Origin of the sequence: Neobacillus niacini (assembly GCF_036961885.1) — a bacterium.
Classification (GTDB): domain Bacteria; phylum Bacillota; class Bacilli; order Bacillales; family Cytobacillaceae; genus Neobacillus; species Neobacillus niacini_H.
Genome location: NZ_JBALNQ010000029.1, coordinates 43,038 through 63,821 on the forward strand (window position 1 = coordinate 43,038; position 20,784 = coordinate 63,821).

Genomic DNA, 20,784 nt, shown 5'->3' on the forward strand with positions numbered 1-20,784 from the left:
ATGGCTATTCATACAATAAATGAAAAAAATTCTACAACTGAACGGTTATTATTGGCGGCAGAGAAAGTTGGAAAATTGGCGGAACAAGAAGCAAAGTCTGCAGAGGAGAATGCGACCGTATCTGAGAATGTCATAAACCTGATGAAGGAAACGGAAATCACTAAAATGATGCTTCCAAAAAAATATGGCGGTCCGCAGACGGATTTAAGGACATTTGCAAAGGTCGTTCGCAAAGTAGCAAACTACAATATTTCAGCTGCATGGCTGACCTATCTCTATCCACTTCACAATATGCTTCCAGCCTTTCTTCCAGAAAAGGGAGCGGACGAAATTGTTAATCAGGGAGGGTTAATCTGCGATATCTTTGCTGCATTAGGAAAAGCAGAAAGGGATGGTGAGGGGATTCGCATTAGTGGTAAGTGGAATTTTGTAAGTGGTGTCAATTTTAGTGATTGGGTCGGTGTAGGGGTCATGATCCATTTCCCTGATACTCCAAAACCAGTATATTGCTTGCCAATGTTAAGAGTTTCAGAAGTAGAAGTGGTTAACAATTGGGATACATTTGGTCTGAGAGGGTCAGGAAGTAACCAAATTATTGCCAAAAATGTATATGTCCCAAAGGAACGGATTTTACGGCTAGATCAGGCAGAACTTACAAGAAGACCGCCAGTAGAAGAGTATGACACAGATTACCCATTTTATCATGTGCCGTTTTTTCCTTCCTTCTATCTTGGATTTGGTTACATGGCACTCGGCGGGGCAGAGCGGATACTTAAGGAATTTAAAACCCAAACAGAAAAACGTGTGCGCTTAATGGATGGGGTAAGGGAAAGTGAGTCGCCAAGAAGTCAGCGTGTATTAGCGGAAATGACTACTGATTTCCACATTGCTGAAGCTTTACTCGACAAATACATTGATCTCCTAGAAAACTATGAAAAAGACGGCTGTGTCACACCGCCTTCTGAATTCTTTTCGATTAGGACTAAAGCAATCAAGATTTGTACAGATATTGCTGTAAGGTCGCTGTTAACACTAGGTGGCGCGGCTCTTTATAAGGGCGGTCCAATGGAACTATTCTTACGGGATATTATTTCTGTTGCTACACACAAAACTTCGCTATATGAAGATGCAGTTGCGGCATATGGTAAAGAGTTGTTTGGTTTTGATGGAGGAGTTAGGGGATAACTTTATTGGAGGAATTATGCAGGAAAGTAAAACTTTCATAACAGGAGGATTTTATAATGGATGACCGTAAATTTCGAACTGCAATGGGTAAATTTGCAACTGGTGTGACTGTAATAGCAACAGAGGTATTAGGAGATGTTCATGGAATGACGGCCAATGCGTTCATGTCGGTATCACTTGATCCAAACCTTGTAGTAGTTTCAATTGGAGAAAAAGCAAAGATTCTAAACAAAATAAAAGAAAGCAAGATATTCACTGTAAATATTTTAGCTGCTGACCAGCAGGAGCTATCAAATATTTTCGCAGGACAATTGAAGGAACATAAAGAGGTTACCTTCGACCGCTTGGATGGAAAACCAGTTTTAGCGGGTGCAGTTGCACAAATTGCCTGTGAAGTATCAGCTGAGCATATAGAAGGGGATCATAGCTTGTTCATCGGAAAAGTAACCGATATTCACCTTGAAGACGCGGAACCACTTCTTTTTTATAGCGGAAAGTATCGTTCATTAACGGAAGAAATACCAGTGACAATTTAAATGCAATGGGAGGAGACTGTTATGGAAACCATTCATATAAATCGTAGTAATTTGGCAGAATGGCAGAAAAAGGCGAAGCCAAATGTAATGGCACTTGGATGTTTCGACGGTCTCCATCGTGGTCATTGTACCGTCATTCATACTGCTTACCAGAAAGCACAAGAGATGAAGGCAGAATTAGCAGTAATGAGTTTTTTTCCGCATCCGAAAACTGTCATCTCGAATGGAAAAATTCATGTTCACACGTTAATGCCGCTTGCTGAAAAAGAAGAGAGACTTCGAAAAATGGGTGTTGATACTTTTTATATTGTTGAATTTGACAATGAGTTCGCATTCCTTTCTCCTGAAGAGTTTGTTGATCAATACTTGAATGGACTTGGTGTTTTTCATGGAGTCGCTGGTTTTGATTTTTGCTATGGCAGCCGTGGGGCTGGAAATCTGGATCGTTTGAATCAGGACTCTGGTGGCCGAATTGATGTGACAAAGGTCGAAAAAGTAGAGATGTGGGGCGAGAAAGTCAGTTCTACGTGTATTCGTGAACGGCTATTGAGTGGAAAAGTTGCAGAGCTGCCTGATTTGCTTGGACGTTTTTATGAAACAGAGTGTGAGTGGGATGGAGAGGTATTTATGCTGTATCCATCCTATACTCTCCCTGGTCCTGGCAGATATGCGGTAACACTTAAAAATAAGAGCCGTGCAGTTCAAACGGAAGTAAATGTTATCCAAGAGGGAGTTCAATGTACAGCAGATATTCCTCCATTTTTAAAGGGAAAACTTTCAATTGTTTGGAAAAAGCAGATTCAAAATGTACCTATGAAACTACTAATCTCTTAATAATTCTTAAAGGAAGTGGCAAAAATGGCTAAAATTATCGCAGGTGTTGCGATGTCACATAGTCCGATGATTATGACGAACGAAGCTGGAGGCGGAGAGAAAGGACAACGATTCCTCCAGACAGCGGCTGAAATGAAGAAGTATATCGAAGATTCTGGGGCAGATGTGATAGTACTAGTTTCGGATGATCACTTTAATAGTTACTTCTATGATCATATGCCAGCGTTTACAATTGGCATAGGTGAGTGTGAAGGTTGGGGAGACTGGCAGCTGCCAAAATACAATATTCCTGTCCAGCGGGATTTAGCAAAACACATCCTTAATATAGGCTTAGAAAACAATGTGGATTTTGCTTTTACATTAAAAATGAAAGTCGATCACGGACATACCCAAGGAATTTACTTTTTAAATCCTGATCTTCAAATTCCGGTTGTGCCGATTGCGGTTAATACTTCGGCACCGCCGCTTCCCACGATGGAACGCTGTTTCCAAATTGGTGAAGTAGTCCGCAAGGCTATTGAATCATGGGACAACGATCTAAAGGTAGCAATTGTTGCTTCAGGAGGTCTTTCACACTGGGTGCCGATTCCGAAGATTGATAGTAACAAACCAGAGGATCAATCATTAATTCAAGTGTTAAAAAATGGCCGCCAGGAAATTGAGGAGCTTGATGAGTATTTGCACAACAGGGAAATACGAGTAACCCGAATTAAAGCAGGACCAGTGAATGAACAATTGGACAGAGAATTTTTACGATTGGTTACAGAAAAAAATTATGTTGCACTAAGAAACTGGAGTGCTGAATATATCGAGGAAAACCTAGGAAACGGAGGGCAGGAAATCCGCAACTGGCTTATGCTGCTCGGTGCGCTTCAAAGCTTTGAAGCAAGAGTAGCTTGCTATGAACCAATTCCAGAATGGGTGACGGGTATGGCTATCGTTCAGTTTAATCAGCCTGTCAATCACATTAATGCTAACAATACTATTAACGAAGAATTAAAAATCTAATTTTTAAACCGGGAGCGATTGAGATGACAATATGGACAGACTTAGCTGATCTTGAATTTAAACTTTATTATTTAGACGCAAATGGAATTAAAACGAGAGTGCTGGAAGCTGGAACTGGTGAACCATTGATATTGCTCCATGGAACTGGCGGTCATATAGAGGCATATGCGAAAAATATGAAAGGTTTAAGTGAGCATTTTCGGGTAATTAATATCGATATGGTCGGCCACGGGTATACTGCAAAACCAGATCGACAGTATGGAATCGATTTTTATAGTGAACATTTATTAGGAGTTATTCAGGCATTAAATTTGTCTAAAGTGTATCTGTCTGGTGAGTCTTTAGGCGGCTGGGTGGCAGCATGGTTTGCTGCAGAGCATCCAGAATATGTGAAAGCGATGGTGCTGAATACACCAGGGAACGTTAATAACAAGCCTGAAGTCATGAAAAAACTGAAGGATTCTACGTTAAAAGCCGTTCTAGAAGCGAATTATGAAAATGTAAAAACGCGGTTAGAGTGGTTAATGTATGATAAGAGCCAAGTAACAGATGAGTTAATCGAAGCCCGTTATAACATTTATACACAGCCTTCCTATCAAGAAGCGGTTCATCATATCGTCTGTCTACAGGATCTCGAAATTAGAAAGCTGTACAGCTGGGATCCATCCTGGTGCGGCAAAATTAATGTTCCGACTTTGTTGGCTTGGACCGATCATGATCCTACTTCGACCGTTGAGGAAGCAAAACCAATTCAAGACATGATTCCTAATAGTGAATTAGTGGTTATTAAAGATGCAGGTCACTGGCCACAATGGGAAAAACCAGAAGAATTTAACACCGTTTTAATTGATTTCTTATTGAAACATGGGAATGAAACAGTTAAAGAAGAATCTTCGCTGGTAACAATTGCTCACCTTGAAAGCACTATTTAGATGATTCATAGTTTGTAGTTCCTGAATCAATGAATAGTGCTTTATTTTTAATAGAAAGAGGTTTTTTATATTAGTAACCAAGTCATTCATCGTGTACAACATCTCTATCAGCTATTGAAGCATGCAGAAACAACTATGAAGTCAATTTCCCCGCTTACGGAAGTGTACCCTGACTTGTCGATTGAGGAGGCGTATCAGGTTCAACTAAGAGCAATTGAACAAAAAGTTCAGGAAGGGCAGCGGATTGTCGGGAAAAAGATTGGGTTAACATCTGTTGCCATGCAGGAACTGTTGGGAGTGGATCAGCCAGATTACGGAAACCTATTAGATACCATGGAAATACGTAATAATGGAATGATTCGTTTGGACCATCTTTTTCAACCGAAAATAGAAGGAGAGATTGCCTTTGTCCTTTGCAAGGACTTAAGTGGGCCATATGTTACGGTCGAGGATGTACTCGGTGCAACAGATTACATAGCCCCTGCCCTTGAAATTGTCGACAGCCGAATTACAGACTGGAAGATTACCTTAGCAGATACGGTAGCCGATAATGCCTCGAGCGGATTATTTGTCATCGGGGAGGAACGGTTCTCTTTAAAGGAAATCGACTTACCTTCGATTAAAATGAACTTGTTTAAAAATGGCGATCGGATTAACACAGGGTATGGTTCAGATGTTTTAGGCCACCCTGCTAAATGTGTAGCATGGCTTGCAAATAAATTATCACAGTTCGATGTAGGATTAAAAGCGGGTGAAGTCATTCTCTCAGGAGCACTTTCAGCAGCAGTTGCTGTTGAAATAGGGGATGTGTTTACTGCTGAATTCTCCCATATTGGAAAAGTAGAAGTTAGCTTTAAGTAAAGCTACTAATGCCTTTCTTTTATCAGGGGAAGAGTCCTTAGTATAGGCTTTAATATTGATAAAAAAATATGGATGACATTCGCTTTATTTTAACGGGATTAGGATTCATTTGGATCATTGGCTGGATTTATATAAAAAATGACTCAAAAGTGTTATTTAACGACCTTTTGAGTCACCTTCTTCCTTTGGTTTAATATTAATTTTTCTCTTCATACTTTTCCCCAAATATTGGTTTAGTTGTAGGGTATTTTGTAATAATTACAACTCTACTTTTATTAAATAGCATATTAACCTCAGCAATTGAACTGATTTTATTTTTGGTTTTTGTAACTATTTTTAATCCTAAAAGATGTATAAAGATAGTTAGCACTTTTCGAAAGGTGATACTATGAAGTTGTTTCTTCTACCTCGTCTAGTTATAGATGTGGATGGAATGGTTTGAGATTATTTATATTTGGAGGTTTTTTTGTGTGCGTAAAGATGTGAGGAAACACGAAAGAGTTACCACAATCAGAAAGGTTACTGTCATTTGGCGGTCCAATCTTTTGGCAGGATCTAGCTTCCTACATAGGGCTGGCGTATACAAAGAAACATTTTTACACACCAATTTCAGAGTACTTGAACCATACGATTAACTGAGTTACATGGGGACTTGAAAAAGCAATGATCTTCGCACTCAAAGAGGTTGGAAAGTCCATGAACCTCTTTAGACTAAATCTTTCGATGTGGTTTTGAAGAAAAGGGTTGATCGAATCATTTCGTACTTAATCAATTTATAAAAACTTTACATATATTAAAGAGTTGTTCCTTCAATAATTAGAATCCTCGAAAATTGTCGATAAAGACTCTATGATTTCCCTATAATCCGGCAAAAGTTTTCCGAATTTTCTGTTATATTATTCTGGTAATCTATTAAATATTACATAGAAAGGTATGATTCAATGAAAAAGCGTTTAGCAGGTTTGCTAGTATTGATTATGATGCTGTCCATTTTTGCCCAAACAGCATTCCCTGTCTTGGCAATTGAAGCAGCAGAGGACTTCAAGGTAGTAGGCCTGGAGGCAAGCAGAGATTTATTTTCCATGACTGAGGTTCGAACTGTAGAAGTACAAGCTGATTTTGATAAAAATGTTGATTTAACTAAATTACAATGGACATTTGGCGGCAAGAGCATTTCTGAATGGAAAAAATGGACAAGCGGTAATAATTATAATGGGGATCCGTTTATTTCCGTAAAAGAAGCACCACATTTTGTCGATGGAACCACGACTGTTAAGGCAACCTTGGAGTTTGGACTACTGTTTAATAGGGAGAATCTATCAGGAGTTAGGACTCGCTATCAACCGTTTATCGGCGACTATGAATTGGCATTGGTTAGTCCTGAAAATAAGACCAAGGCTGCAACAACTGTCACACTTAATATTTACGATCAATTCCTTTTTTACGATCAGCTAAAGCCTGAAATCGATCAAATTTTTGCCAAAGCAAAGGCAGACCCGGACAATAATCGCTATCTCGAATATCAAAGCCTTGGTAAGACCGTGCAGGGGCGCGATCTTCATTTTGTGATATTAGCTAAGGATAAAAAGGCTGTCGATAAGTATTTAAACGAAACACTGCCAACCGCATTAGAAAATCCGGAAAGTTTAATTAAGAAATTAGAAACCGGTAAGATGGGCGACTACCAGGTCCCTGTTTGGATGAACAATATCCATCCGGATGAAGCAGAAGGTGTCGATGTTTCCGCAGAGTTACTTAAGAAATTCGCTCTTGAGGATGAGGTCACTTTAAAAACTGGCAAGGGAGCAAATGAAAAAACCGTGACAATGGATGTTGACGAGGTTTTGGATGATGTTATCTTCCTTTATATGTTTACGAATAATCCTGATGGAAGAGTGGCAAATACAAGGGCAAACGCTAACGGCTTTGACTTGAACCGGGATAACCATTATCAAACTCAGGTGGAAACACAGCAGGTCACTCAGGTTATCGCCAAGTGGACGCCATTGTCCTTCATTGATCAGCATGGGTATGTTTCCGGGTTTTTAATCGAGCCAACAACACCGCCGCATAATCCCAACTATGAATATGACCTGCTTTACCAAACGATGATTAATCAAGCCAATGCGATGGGACAAGCAGGGATTGGCAATTCAAAACTAACCTCTTATTTTATTCCTGCGGAAACATGGGCTGATGGCTGGGATGATGCGACTCCCGCTTATACCCCTATGTATGCGATGCTTCATGGTTCATTGGGGCATACAATTGAGGTTCCGGAGCTTAGCCAGAACGGCTATCGCGCAATGGAAGGGGCAGGACTTGGAGCTGCGCATTTTGTAACCGAAAACAAAGATCAATTATTTGAAAATCAGCTGGAGATTTTTGCTCGCGGTGTAAAGGGAGAAGATAACCGCGCAGTTGACCCATATTTTATAAATTCTAAAGGTGAATCGATTGGTCGTGTAAGAGGAGAACATGCCAACTTCTTCCCGGATTACTATGTGATTCCTGTCGATGAGAAAGAACAAAAAAATACCCATGAAGCGTATAAGATGGTCCAATATTTAATCCGCAATGGTGTAAAGGTCGAGCAAACAACAAAAAATATGAAGGTAAATGGGAAAATGTATTCGAAAGGAACATTTATTGTTCCAATGAAACAAGCGAAACGTGGGGTGGCGAATGCGATGCTCCATAAAGGGGAAAATTCGTCAGATTGGGCGGCCATGTATGATCCGATTGTAACGAATTTCCCGGATCTGCGCGGCTTTGATGTTCATTCCATTCGCATCCCTGATGCCTTTGCAAAAGATACTTCAAGGGTTGAAAAAGTAACACTGCCCACTGGTCAAATAGTTGGCAACACACCCAAGCAAGTATTGGCCAATACGAATAATGACACTATTAAACTAGTTAATGAATTGTTAAAGAATGGGGTAGTGGTTGAAAAAGCAACTGAAACAAAAGCAGGCATCAATAGGGGAGACTTTATCGTCAACACGAAAGATCTTCAGTCTTATGGGAAGAACTATTACTTTGAAGCTACACCTGCAGGCACTACTAACCATGTAAAAACAGAACAATTGCGCCAGCCAAAGGTGGCAGTAACAGGATCTAACCAATTGAATTTTTCGGTAAGGGAGCTTGGTTTTAACTTGGTGCCTCAAGCTGAAGCTGATGTAATAATTAGCGATAGCAGCAGTTTTAATCCAAACAGCATATCTGGTAAATCATTTGTAGGCATTGGCTATCCCGCTGTCAACGCTGTTAGGAGCAGTGGAGCACTCCCGGGACTTGCTGCAAGTAGAACAGCAGGCGGTCATGAAGGGCTGATTAAAGCTGTCGTTAATGACCATATCCTAACTTCCGGCTACGAGAAAAATGAACTGCTCTATACAACGCAGGGGGCCTGGATAACCTCAGTTCCGGAAGAAGCAGAAGTATTGGCATCCTTTAGTGACGCCGATGATTTCTATGTTTCCGGATGGTGGCCCAAACATGAAGGAGCGCAGGGACAAACCCTCGCCATTACGAAAAACTTTGAAGACGCCACGATTACCTTATACGCTAATGACCTTGCCTTTAGAGCGCATACACAATACAGCTATCGATTAATTGCCAATAGCATATATGCTTCCGTCGGCACCGAGGTTATAAAGAAAGGAAAAGGCAAAGGAAAAGTAACGGGTAAAGAAGTCAAGGCTCAGAATAATATGATAGAAAAATCCTTCTTTGAAAAGGGCCGCGACCGTGAAAATTAACAGTCGAAAATAGGAAATAAGTCAAGGGGCGGTTCAAAAATCGGTAAAGGACAAAGACAATTATTATTAAAAACACCGCTTGGATACAAACGATTTTTAACTAGCCTGTCAGGAACGAAGTTTTCGAGAATATGCTAACCATTTGACCTCAGTTCATTCGTGAATTGGGGTCTTTTATTTTTTAATAATTGGGAAGGAATAAAGTTTTCTGCTAAGTGGTAAAAGGAATGGAATTGAAAACAGAATTCAGACCTCCGGCCTACAGTTTAGGAAAATTTTGAATGAATTTTTCTTTATAAATAGTGGGCTTTCAGGTGCCTTGCTTGGATATATATAGGTACTAGAAAAACGGATGCCAGCAAACTTCAAAACTGCTTGAGACCTGCGTGCCAGGTCTGGTGGGTTCGATTCCCACACAGTCCCGCCAAAACTGACTTTCTTAACAAACGAACAATTTCCAAGTTCGGGAATATATATCTGGATGTATTCAGCACCTTCAAATGATTATATTTGGAGGTTTTTTATTTGCCTAAAGGTGTAAGAGAGCATGGAAGAGTTACAGCTATCAAAAAGGTTACAGAAAATCTACTAAGATAGAAATGTTTGAGAGGTTTTAACGGATAATATTTACAACAGAACAATGAGAGCATTTCTTCGCTGGTGCTTTCTAGGGTAGGTAGTAATCAGCATGTCATATACTGGTACATTCCTAGTCATTTTATGGTGGTGAGGATAATGTCATTTGTGGAATATTTCGTTAGCCGTAATCAGAACAGTACAATTGACTTAACAACATCGCCATGCCTATAATACAAGCTAGTGTGTTTATACTAGTATAATAGTTTGGAGTGACAATATTGGAGAAGACAGTTACAAACATCAAAGAAATAACAGCTAACCCTGCTCCTCTTGGTTTAATGGGATTTGGTATGACAACAATCTTGTTGAACATTCATAATGCAGGATTTTTTGCATTGGATGCAATGATTTTAGGAATGGGAATATTTTATGGTGGCTTAGCACAAGTAATAGCGGGCATCATGGAATTTAAGAAAAACAATACATTTGGAACGACTGCATTTACGTCCTATGGCTTTTTCTGGTTATCATTGGTTGCATTAAATATACTTCCATTAATGGGATATGGTGAAGCAGCCAATTCTTTATCGATGGCTGCATATTTATTTATGTGGGGACTTTTTACGTTATTCATGTTTGTTGGAACTTTGCGTATTAATAAGGCCCTTCAAGTTGTTTTTGGATCACTTACGATTTTATTTTTCTTATTGGCGATTGGAAATTTCACAGGATCTCGCTTGATTTTAACGATAGCAGGATATGAAGGAATTCTTTGCGGGTTTACAGCAATCTATGCGGCTATGGCACAAGTGCTAAATGAGGTATATGGAAAAATCATTTTACCAATTGGTGAAAGTAAAGTTCAAGAGCGTGTAAATGAATCAAAAATTAGAGAAGCTAGCTAGTTTTCTATCAAACCGACCCTAATCTCGTAAATAAAAATTTGCGATTTTGGGGTCTTTTTATCTACAAATCCATTTGGCCGAGGACTAAGGTACCGTTTTTTCCTTATTGATAAACATGAATTGACAGTAAGATGCTTTAACCGTAAAGTTGCATATGATGCAAATTAAAACGGAGGAGAACATATGCAATTCATTAATAATCTACTTCTGGATATGGAACTAGATCCTAGATTAGTAGAATATCTTTCGATTATCATCAAGATTCTGCTAATAGGGCTTATCTGTATCGTAGCAAATTTTATTTCAAAGAAAATCGTGATCAGGATCATTACTCGGATCGTTACAAACTCCAAAGTCAAGTGGGGTAAAATCATTTTGGACAGACAGGTTTTTCGAAAGTTATCCCATATTGTTCCTGCGATCATTATTTATTCGTTTTCGTCAACCTTTCCAACCTATCAATCAATTATTGAAAAATTGGCCATTGCCTATATCATTATTGTCGGTTTAGTTTTTATTCAAAGCCTACTAAATGCATTTAATGATATTTATCAAACCTTTGATATATCCAAGGTTAAGCCGATCAAAGGATATATTCAGGTGGTTAACATCGTTATCATGACTGTAGGGATCATTTTAGTGATTTCGAACTTAATTGGTAAGAGTCCTCTTATTCTATTAAGTGGAATTGGTGCACTTTCAGCTGTTATGATGTTAGTATTTAAGGATTCGTTATTAGGGTTAGTTGCCGGAATTCAGTTAACGTCCAATGATATGGTTCGGGTTGGTGACTGGATTGAAATGCCAAAATACGGAGCAGATGGTGACGTTATTGATATTTCTTTAAATACGGTAATGGTTCAAAACTTTGACAAAACGATTACGATGATTCCAAGCTATGCCCTTATTTCCGATTCTTTTATCAATTGGAGAGGGATGCAAAGCTCAGGCGGCCGACGAATCAAGCGCTCTTTGTATATCGATACAAGTAGTATCACGTTTTGTACCGAGGAAATGATAGAGAAATTTATGAGGGTTCATTACCTTTCCGACTACATCATTCAAAAGGAAAGGGAAATTACGGAGTACAATACCAAAAATGAAATTGATCGGAATAATCCTGTAAATGGGAGGGCCCTTACCAATATCGGTGTTTTTCGGGCGTATATCAGCCATTACCTTAAAAATCACGATGGAATCAATCAAAATATGACCTTAATGGTAAGACAGCTGGCACATAATGAACACGGGTTGCCACTAGAAATTTACGCATTTACAAATTCCGTACAGTGGGCAGTGTATGAAACGGTACAATCGGATATCTTTGACCATCTATTTGCCGTTGCACCGGAGTTTGGACTAAGAGTATTCCAGAAACCATCTGGTGCTGATTTAAGAAACATGGTAGAAGAATCGAGCAACAAAGCCTTGATTGGCGAAAAAAGCTATTGAAATAATTACTCACCGAAACAAAACTGACAAAAAGTTACTAGACTGGTAAATTAGTTATATTCTAGATAGGAAATTGGGGACAATCCCATTTCCATAATTTCAAAAAACCACACCTTTATGTGGTCGTCCAACAATGAAGGTGTGGTTATCTAGTTTGTTAATTGTGAGTTTTTTGAATCTACATCGAGCGACTCTTTGCTATCCATCCGATTAAATATGGTCGCTAATATTGGACCAGATATATTATGCCAAACACTGAAAATAGCACTTGGTACAGCAGATAATGGTGAGAAATGTGCTGAAGCAATAGCAGCACCTAAGCCGGAGTTTTGCATTCCAACTTCAATTGCAATTGCTTTTTTCTTCGATAAATCCATCTTGAATAACTTTCCAAAGAAATAACCCAGTAAGTAGCCAAGTACATTATGGAGAATAACAACAGCAAAGATGATTAACCCTGTTTTAGCAATATTTTGTTGGTTAACAGATACTACAGCGGCTACAATCGAAACAATTCCTATAATGGATACAAGCGGAAGGACCTTTACACTTGCTTGTGCCTGACGATTAAATAATTTCTTAATGATTAGCCCTAGGACGATAGGTACAATCACAATTTTTACAATGGAAACAAATAGGCTACCTGGATCAACAGGAATCCACTCGCTTGCAAGTAATAAAATAAGTGCTGGTGTTACCACAGGTGCTAGTAGTGTTGTCACTGAGGTAATGGTTACACTTAGGGGAACATCACCTTTCGCCAAGAAAGTCATAACATTAGATGAAGTACCCCCCGGACAGCAACCTACTAAAATGACTCCTACAGCTATTTCAGGTGGTAACTGTAATCCTTTTGCAAGTAAAAAAGCAAGAGCAGGCATGATTAAAAATTGACCAATAACTCCAATCGCCACATCTTTTGGACGCCTGAAAACTTCTTTAAAATCTCCTGCAGATAATGTTAGTCCCATTCCAAACATAATAATCCCTAAAAGGAGAGATATATGTGGTGCTATCCACGTAAATGCGGATGGCCAAAAAAACGAAAGGGCAGCAAATAATAGCACCCAAACGGCAAACGTACTGCCGGCGAATTGACTAACTTTCTCTAAAACTTTCATTTTTTACACCTCTGACTTTGAATTTTTGTAATGTAAAGTATTATAGAATACTTTTTGAATAAAAACAATAGTTAGAATATTTAACTATCACAAACCAAAAGTATTTAGAAAATTACGCAGACAGTTAACAAATATTTAGGGTTACGAACAGACGGTGATCGAGGAGGAAGATAGTTGGGTACTATTGAACTATACAGAGGTTTAGCTCAAAAGCCATTATAAGAAAAATGAAGCCAGGGGGGACTGGCTTCATTTTTCTTATTTACTTTATATAGAGTTCCATATTCTTACGTAACTCTTTCGTTTTATTTAATGCTGCCCTTTTTTACAAGAGTTAGATTGCGTGATCTTTTATCATAGGACTAATTTCCCTTCAGAAACTCACTTATTTTATCCGAAAGAATCGAAGTATCCCATGGGTGCCAAAAATATGTGGTTCCATCAAATTGAAGGCTAAATTTATATGCAATCGGTTCATCTGTATAAAAGACTATTTCATAATAAGTGGGATCACCTTGTTCTGTATCTGCCTGAAAACTCGGGTTATCCTTACTAGTGTTTAATATTTCAAGAAAGCCCTTTACATCCTCAGGCCTATTGAGATCAGCAATTTTCTTGGTTCCTTCTGGTGTATAGGCTAGATAAATCTCTATATGGCTCACTTTTTCGATGGGCATATTCTTAAAATGCCACTTGTATTCGGTGTCATCTCTTGAGTAATAGATTCGATACCCGTTAATATCGCTCGGAGCTTTTACGGCAATAAACTCTGGGTAACCTTTAATAGCGAAAAGTTCTGTTCCTTTTTCATGAAAGGCAGCATCCCCATTACGGATTTTATAATTGGGGTTCGTTACATTGTCAGCAACTTTGAACTTTATCTCACCAATTTTCTCGCTTATATACTCTTTGTCGGATAAGGCTCCGGAATGAATCCCATCGTAAGTGATGTCGTCCCATTTAATAAAATCTATCCAATCAATGATTGTTTGACTTCCAAATGGTATTGAGCGGCAGCCTGTTAATAAAATTGTAAGTAACAACAAAACACTCCATTTTTTCATGACAACACCCCTTTTAATAATAGACGAATGAAAAGTAGATTTGATACATCAGAAAACAGTGAATGCTGAAGATTATTTTTTTGGAAGCTAAAAATTTTAAGATAACGAATAAATCGATATACTAATAGTAAGAAAAAGGGATTGGGAGTGTAGTACATGCGTAGCACCCTTGAAATATGCACAAGCTTGATTGCGGAATCAAAAGATATCGTGGTACTGACTGGAGCTGGTATCAGTACTGAATCTGGAATCAAAGATTTTCGTTCCAAAACGGGAGTTTATCAATTGGCACCTGAATATATCCTTTCCTTGGATTATTTTTTTCGCCATCCAAAAGAGTTTTATCAATTTGCTATCGAGAATTTACATCATCCCGATGCGATTCCTAACAGTGGACATGAAATCCTAGCAAGATGGGAAGAAGCCGGCAAGGTAAAGCATATTATCACACAGAACATTGACGGTCTCCATCAAAAGGCAGGCAGCAAAAACATCATTGAATTTCATGGAACGATGAAAACAGCATCCTGTTTGAATTGCGGAAAAAAATATTCAGCTGAGGAGATGGTGTCCAGGATGCAGACAATTGAGAAATTTTATGTTTGCAGCCATTGTAATCCGAAGAGAGAAAAGGAACAGTATATTAAACCAGATGTTGTTTTGTTCGGGGATGCTGGCGAGTGGTTTTCGATAGAAGGATTTAATACGATTCTACACCATATAGCGAAGGCTGATTGTCTGTTGGTACTGGGTACAAGTCTAAAAGTCACACCATTCTCTACCTTTCCGCAATATCGAGGTCGAGGCGTCCCAATCATCATTATTAATAAAGGAGATACACCATACGACCATCAGGAAGAAACTTACGTCATTCAAGATTCCATTGGAAAAACATTATTACAAATTGAGAAGAAATTAAATGAGAGATGAACTTTTATGAAGATAATTGGCATTGATTTATCAGGACCACGTAATCACAAAGATACGGTGTTGACCGTTTTTGAAAAACAAGGTGGACAATTAACATTTATTAAGCTTTTAAGCGATATCGGTGACTTGGATATTTTAAAAGAAATAACCACTCAAAGTGAGTTGGATGAAGTGGTGGTTGGAATCGATGCCCCATTATCCTATCAGGATGGTGGGGGAGACAGGCCCGGTGATAAAGAGTTAAGGAAGTATATTGTTTCACTGGGGATGAGGTCGGGTTCTATCATGACGCCGACAATGACCAAAATGGTTTATCTAACGTTAAGGGGAATTAGGCTTAGCAGGGAATTGGAAAATCTTAAAGGGTTGAATCCTATTTCCATTGTGGAAGTGCACCCGGGAGCAATTATCGGATCAAGATTATCTCAGGGAAATTTAAAGAATGTGTTAAGCTACAAGCAAGACTTGATTGCGAGGACTTTTATTCGGAATTGGTTTCAGGAGCAGAATTTAAAGGGTCTTCCAGAAACAATCGAGAAAGAGAGTCATTACATTGATGCATGTGCGGCTGCATTAGGAGCTTGGCACTGGAGCGAGCTAAATCCAAAATGGCTTTTTCCGGCAAATCCACCGCTACATCCTTATGATTTTTGTTGTTAGTATGATTAGATATTTTCGGATAATAGGAACCGTCCCTGTGGCGGCTTATTTTTGAAAAAAAAGTAACCGCCATCAGCTTGACGGCGGTTACTTTTTATATTTACTTACCTTCCAGTTAATTGAGCTTTCTTAAGGTCAACCGCTTTAAGATCATAGCGGTCTGCATTCATTACCTTGACCCAGGCAGCAATAAAATCATTAACAAATTTCTCCTTGTTATCATCTTGCGCATACACTTCCGCAATGGCACGCAGGACGGAGTTTGAACCAAACACCAGGTCCACTCTAGTAGCTGTACGCACAACTTCACCTGTTTTACGATTACGTCCTTCATAAACGTTTGCGCCCACAGGCTTCCACTCGACACCCATATCAAGCAGGTTAACAAAGAAGTCATTTGTGAGTTTGCCTGCACGATCAGTGAAAACCCCATGCCCAGTACCGTTATAGTTTGTACCCAGAACACGCAAACCACCAATAAGAACAGTCATTTCTGGTGCAGTAAGATTTAAAAGTTGAGCTTTATCTACCAATAGCTCTTCTGGACTTACACTATACTGCTTTTTTTGATAGTTTCGGAAACCATCAGCTACGGGCTCTAACACTTCAAAGTTTTCTAAATCTGTTTGCTCTTGTGTTGCATCGTCACGTCCAGGAGCAAATGGTACAGTTACGTTATAGCCTGCATCTTGCGCAGCTTTTTCTATTGCTGCACAGCCGCCAAGTACAATCAAATCAGCCATGCTGATGTTCTTATCTAGCTCTTTTTGGATGCCTTCTAGTACATGAAGCACTTGTGCTAGTAGTTCCGGTTGATTAACTTCCCAATCCTTCTGTGGAGCAAGACGGATGCGGGCACCGTTCGCACCGCCACGATGATCCGAGCCACGGTAGGTACTAGCTGAAGCCCAGGCAGTTGTAACGAGCTTGCTGATTGTAAGTCCGGAGTCTAAGATCTTTGCTTTAATCTCAGCTACATCAGCATCTGTTATTTCATAATTACCGGTTGGTACAGGATCTTGCCAGATGAAATCTTCTTCTGGTACTTCTGGACCTAGGTATCTTGCTTTAGGACCCATGTCACGGTGTAATAGTTTGAACCATGCACGAGCAAATACATCAGCAAACTCTTCTGGATTCTCATAAAAACGACGAGAAATCTTTTCGTATATAGGATCATAACGCAATGCCATATCAGCAGTGGTCATCATTGTTGGTACTTTAATGGATGGATCTTCTACATCTGGGGCAAGATGCTTCTCTTCAGGATCTACAACATGCCATATCCAGGCACCTGCAGGACTCTTTGTAAGCCACCATTCGTATCCAAACAATAATTCGAAGTAGCCATTATCCCACTGTGTTGGATTCGCAGTCCAAGCACCTTCAATACCGCTGGAGATGGTATCACGACCAAAACCCTTGCCGTAAGTGCTTTGCCAGCCTAAGCCTTGTGCTTCAATTGGGGCAGCTTCCGGCTCTGGACCAACATGGGATGCATCTCCTGCACCGTGAGCCTTACCAAAAGTATGGCCGCCTGCAATTAGGGCAACAGTTTCTTCATCGTTCATTCCCATACGTGCAAAGGTTTCACGAACGTCGCGAGCTGAAGCAATTGGATCTGGTTTACCATTTGGACCTTCCGGGTTAACATAGATAAGCCCCATTTGAACAGCTGCAAGTGGATTCTCAAGCTCACGATCGCCTGTGTAACGATTATCACCTAGCCATTCGGTTTCTGTACCCCAATAGATCTCTTCTTCAGGATGCCAAATGTCTGCACGTCCTGCCCCAAAACCTATTGTCTTACCGCCCATGGATTCAATTGCAACATTACCTGCCAAAACGAGCAAGTCAGCCCAAGAGATTTTATTGCCATGCTTTTGCTTAATCGGCCAAAGCAGTCGACGGGCTTTATCAAGGCTAACGTTGTCAGGCCAGCTATTAAGTGGAGCAAACCGTTGGTTTCCAGTTCCTCCGCCGCCACGGCCATCACTTGCGCGGTATGTACCTGCAGCGTGCCATGACATACGGATAAAGAAAGGACCATAATGTCCATAGTCTGCAGGCCACCACTCTTGACTGTCTGTCATGAGATTGGTAAGGTCCTGCTTAAGAACATCGTAGTCTAGCTTTTTAAATTCTTCCGCATAATCAAAGTCTTCTCCCATTGGGTTAGATTTTCTGTCATGCTGATGGAGAATATTCAAGTTTAATGCATTTGGCCACCAGTCTCGGTTTGATGTACCACTTGGTTTTTTACTACTTGTGGCACCGCCGTGAAACGGGCATTCGTTGATAGATCCATTGTCTTTTGTATCCAAAATTTTCATCTCTCCTTCTATGTAAGTTTAGTAATATATTATTATGCATCTAGTTTTAAATAGGGTGCAGTAATAGCTGTAACATCAATGCACCCCATCAAAGAAATATTTGATTATAAAATATACTTCATAGCTTCCTCAGGGTCAGCAAAAAGAATAATTCTATCGTCTAACATGACCATTCGTCCATAGTGAGTAGACATTTCCACTTGAAAGGAATAGGGATCAAAATCACGGCCGAGATCCTCACTGATTTCGTCCATTAGAAATTCAATTTTTCCGATGCCATCAATACGAATTAATGCCGGGAATTCAGAGACCACGATATCAGGCTTATCCCTCATGATATTGGCAATCACTCGACCTTCCACACTATCACTAAGTGTTACCCCACATTTATTATTAAAGCCCTTTTCGAGATTTTCATGATTGCTCATAGATTAACCCCCTTTGGCAAGCCAATATTTAGATGCTTTAAAATAGAGTTGAAACGTTCATCGGCTCTCTGGAAAGCCTCGGCATAGGTTGTTACTTTTACCCTTGGCTGTGACCAAACCGGCTGAAGAAGATTTGCTGCCTTCACACACATTGGGACATACTTCTTAAGCCACTCTTCCGCAACCTGTATGTTCTCCTTGCCAAATTTAGGATCTGTGAAGAAAACACTAAACATTTCAGCCGAATAATCTAAGTTACGTTCATAATCCGCTTCAGCTGTGGAAACTAAAGTAGGAGTGACATAATCTCCATGAGATGCTGCATATTGCATTAAGAAACCGCTTCTAAATAATTCTCCTACTAAAGGTTCATAAACTAGGTTTATGGCAAATGTTTGTTCAGACCAGTCAGAAGAAGCACTAATTGTTTCTACGACTTCACGGACACCTTGCCAAATCGGATTGTTTAACCAATTATCTTTCCCGGCTGCTTCGTCCAACTCAACCATACTCGCTATTTCCCCCATGTATAGCGCAAGATCTTGTGCATACCGAAGTTTATCAGCTGCATTAATCAGTAAGGAATTGTTGATCATTTGACTCAACCCATCACGTTGGGCAGATTGGAAGATCATACCGATTCCATACTCAGGATGCTTGGATGCCCCTAAGTGATTCTGGAGGATATTTGTCCAAGTTTTATCAAGTTTCGCAAATTGGTTTTCATCTTTAGCACTTTTGATCGTTAAGGATACTTGCTTTTCAATAGAGGATTGGCGAGTATAGTGGTTACGTTCCCACTCACCGTTCGGGTCACGGTACTTATGCCAATCCGAACTTTTTATTTTTGTCCATTTGTCAGAATAGGCTGGTGTACCATCCGGGAAAGAAACAATCCACCCTTGAGCTAAGTAACGATCGGGATCTGGTTGGACATCAACTGTTACATCTTCATATAACGTTCCTTTTCTTCCTTTTGGCTCATAGTAATTGTATTTCCGACTAGTACTCCCGGCAAATTTCTTCGAACCAGCCTGGGCAGTCTTATTTGAGATATCACTCATACAATCGTCCTCCTGATTATCGAATATTTTCGTTTTTTTCTTTAAAAATTAAGTAGTTGCAGGTACAAATTTATCAAACGAAATCCGATCAGTGGTTACTCCGTTATCCCTTAATACACTAATTGCAGCATCAATCATTGGAGCAGGGCCGCATAAAAACGCATCTAAATCTTTGGATGAGATGGTAGATGATTTCAGGTAACGGTCAATTACCTCGGTAATGAACCCAGTTTCTCCGACCCAGTTATCGTCTTTTGATGGTTCAGAAAGTGCTGGAATAAAACGGAATCCATCTAGCTGTTTTTCAATTTCTGCAAACTTATCAAGATAAAATAAATCGCGTTTCGAACGGGCGCCATAGAAGAAGGTCACATTGCGTTTAACGTCCTTTTGAACCATGTCATTGAGTATAGACCATAGTGGAGCCATTCCGGACCCTCCGCCAATAAGTATAATATCACCCTCAGAATCTTCTCGGCGTATACAGTTTCCGAAGGGACCTCTGACTTCCAGCTGATCTCCGGTCTTGAATTCCTCCTCCAAAAGAGTAGAGAATTTTCCACCCTCAAAAATTTTAATCATAAATTCCAGCTTATTAGACTCGCTAGGAGTATTCCCCATAGAATAAGAACGGTAGAATGTGCCCCCAGGCGGGTAAATATCAACAAATTGACCAGCATGAAAGATGATTTTCGATGGTTCTTCCAACTTTAAGGTTAATTTTCTAATATCATGGGTAACGCTTTCAATACTCTCAATAGATGTTTGGAAGGTTTTAATTGGGATAGAAAGTTTGAGCGCATCTTCATCAAACTGTAATAACTCAACACTTATATCGCTATAACATAGGGTTTTACATAAGAGAACATATCCATCTTCTTTTTCATGATCAGGGAGTGCAAAAGTGGAATATCGCTCCATTTCTATATCACCATCTAATAGAAGGGATTTACAAGTGGAGCACTGTCCTTCTTTACAACCATGCATAAGGGCGACACCTTGTCTAAAAGCTGCTTCGAGAACGGTTTCGCCTTCTTCAACATCCATTTCCATTCCAACGGGTTCAAGGGTTACCTTGTAAGTCATACAATACACGCTCCTTCCTGGTCCAATAACATTCCCCCCGAT

At 39.7% G+C, this 20,784-nt stretch carries 17 protein-coding genes; 11 read left to right on the plus strand and 6 right to left on the minus strand.

Annotated elements, in window-relative coordinates:
* From V7124_RS13320 to V7124_RS13360, 9 genes are all read left to right on the plus strand, one after another.
* On the plus strand, positions 1–1,185 hold the full coding sequence (locus tag V7124_RS13320) for an acyl-CoA dehydrogenase (RefSeq protein ID WP_335489785.1): 1,185 nt from the start codon (positions 1–3) through the stop codon (positions 1,183–1,185).
* 56 nt (positions 1,186–1,241) lie between these two features.
* On the plus strand, positions 1,242–1,721 hold the full coding sequence (locus tag V7124_RS13325) for a flavin reductase family protein (RefSeq protein WP_335489788.1): 480 nt from the start codon (positions 1,242–1,244) through the stop codon (positions 1,719–1,721).
* A gap of 21 nt (positions 1,722–1,742) precedes the next feature.
* Positions 1,743–2,555, plus strand: a complete 813-nt coding sequence (locus V7124_RS13330) for an FAD synthetase family protein (RefSeq protein WP_335489791.1) — start codon at positions 1,743–1,745, stop codon at positions 2,553–2,555.
* 24 nt (positions 2,556–2,579) lie between these two features.
* Complete coding sequence (locus V7124_RS13335; RefSeq protein WP_335489793.1) at positions 2,580–3,563, plus strand: hypothetical protein; 984 nt, start codon at positions 2,580–2,582, stop codon at positions 3,561–3,563.
* A gap of 23 nt (positions 3,564–3,586) precedes the next feature.
* On the plus strand, positions 3,587–4,495 hold the full coding sequence (locus tag V7124_RS13340) for an alpha/beta fold hydrolase (RefSeq protein WP_335489796.1): 909 nt from the start codon (positions 3,587–3,589) through the stop codon (positions 4,493–4,495).
* 135 nt (positions 4,496–4,630) lie between these two features.
* On the plus strand, positions 4,631–5,356 hold the full coding sequence (locus V7124_RS13345) for a 2-keto-4-pentenoate hydratase (protein WP_335489798.1): 726 nt from the start codon (positions 4,631–4,633) through the stop codon (positions 5,354–5,356).
* Positions 5,357–6,297: 941 nt separating this feature from the next.
* Positions 6,298–9,120 (plus strand): M14 family zinc carboxypeptidase, encoded by a 2,823-nt coding sequence (locus V7124_RS13350; protein ID WP_335489801.1) that lies wholly within the window; start codon positions 6,298–6,300, stop codon positions 9,118–9,120.
* Positions 9,121–9,977: 857 nt separating this feature from the next.
* The gene (locus tag V7124_RS13355) at positions 9,978–10,604 is read left to right on the plus strand and encodes an acetate uptake transporter (RefSeq protein WP_335417234.1); all 627 of its coding nucleotides are present in this window, start codon (positions 9,978–9,980) and stop codon (positions 10,602–10,604) included.
* A 183-nt stretch (positions 10,605–10,787) separates the two neighbouring features.
* Positions 10,788–12,056 carry a mechanosensitive ion channel family protein gene (locus V7124_RS13360; protein ID WP_335489804.1) on the plus strand — a complete coding sequence of 423 codons (1,269 nt, stop codon included), beginning with the start codon at positions 10,788–10,790 and terminating at the stop codon, positions 12,054–12,056.
* Between the two features lie 149 nt (positions 12,057–12,205).
* On the opposite strand, the gene V7124_RS13365 is transcribed toward V7124_RS13360, so the two are convergent.
* Positions 12,206–13,177 carry a bile acid:sodium symporter family protein gene (locus V7124_RS13365; RefSeq protein ID WP_335489806.1) on the minus strand — a complete coding sequence of 324 codons (972 nt, stop codon included), beginning with the start codon at positions 13,175–13,177 and terminating at the stop codon, positions 12,206–12,208.
* A 362-nt stretch (positions 13,178–13,539) separates the two neighbouring features.
* Entirely contained in the window at positions 13,540–14,241 is a 702-nt protein-coding gene (locus tag V7124_RS13370; RefSeq protein ID WP_335417240.1) for a hypothetical protein, read from the minus strand.
* Between the two features lie 156 nt (positions 14,242–14,397).
* On the opposite strand from V7124_RS13370, the gene V7124_RS13375 reads away from it, so the two are divergent.
* The gene (locus V7124_RS13375; RefSeq protein ID WP_335417242.1) at positions 14,398–15,171 is read left to right on the plus strand and encodes an NAD-dependent protein deacylase; all 774 of its coding nucleotides are present in this window, start codon (positions 14,398–14,400) and stop codon (positions 15,169–15,171) included.
* A 6-nt stretch (positions 15,172–15,177) separates the two neighbouring features.
* Positions 15,178–15,831, plus strand: a complete 654-nt coding sequence (locus V7124_RS13380) for a DUF429 domain-containing protein (protein WP_335489809.1) — start codon at positions 15,178–15,180, stop codon at positions 15,829–15,831.
* Positions 15,832–15,935: 104 nt separating this feature from the next.
* On the opposite strand, the gene katG is transcribed toward V7124_RS13380, so the two are convergent.
* From katG to V7124_RS13400, 4 genes are all read right to left on the minus strand, one after another.
* Positions 15,936–18,155, minus strand: a complete 2,220-nt coding sequence (gene katG, locus V7124_RS13385; protein WP_335417246.1) for a catalase/peroxidase HPI — start codon at positions 18,153–18,155, stop codon at positions 15,936–15,938.
* Positions 18,156–18,268: 113 nt separating this feature from the next.
* Complete coding sequence (locus V7124_RS13390; protein ID WP_335417248.1) at positions 18,269–18,592, minus strand: MmoB/DmpM family protein; 324 nt, start codon at positions 18,590–18,592, stop codon at positions 18,269–18,271.
* On the minus strand, positions 18,589–19,656 hold the full coding sequence (locus V7124_RS13395) for a toluene hydroxylase (RefSeq protein WP_335489812.1): 1,068 nt from the start codon (positions 19,654–19,656) through the stop codon (positions 18,589–18,591). Before V7124_RS13395 ends, V7124_RS13390 begins: the two co-directional genes overlap by 4 nt.
* Before the next feature lie 48 nt (positions 19,657–19,704).
* The gene (locus V7124_RS13400; RefSeq protein WP_335489815.1) at positions 19,705–20,742 is read right to left on the minus strand and encodes an NADH:ubiquinone reductase (Na(+)-transporting) subunit F; all 1,038 of its coding nucleotides are present in this window, start codon (positions 20,740–20,742) and stop codon (positions 19,705–19,707) included.
* Between the last annotated feature and the right edge of the window lie 42 nt (positions 20,743–20,784).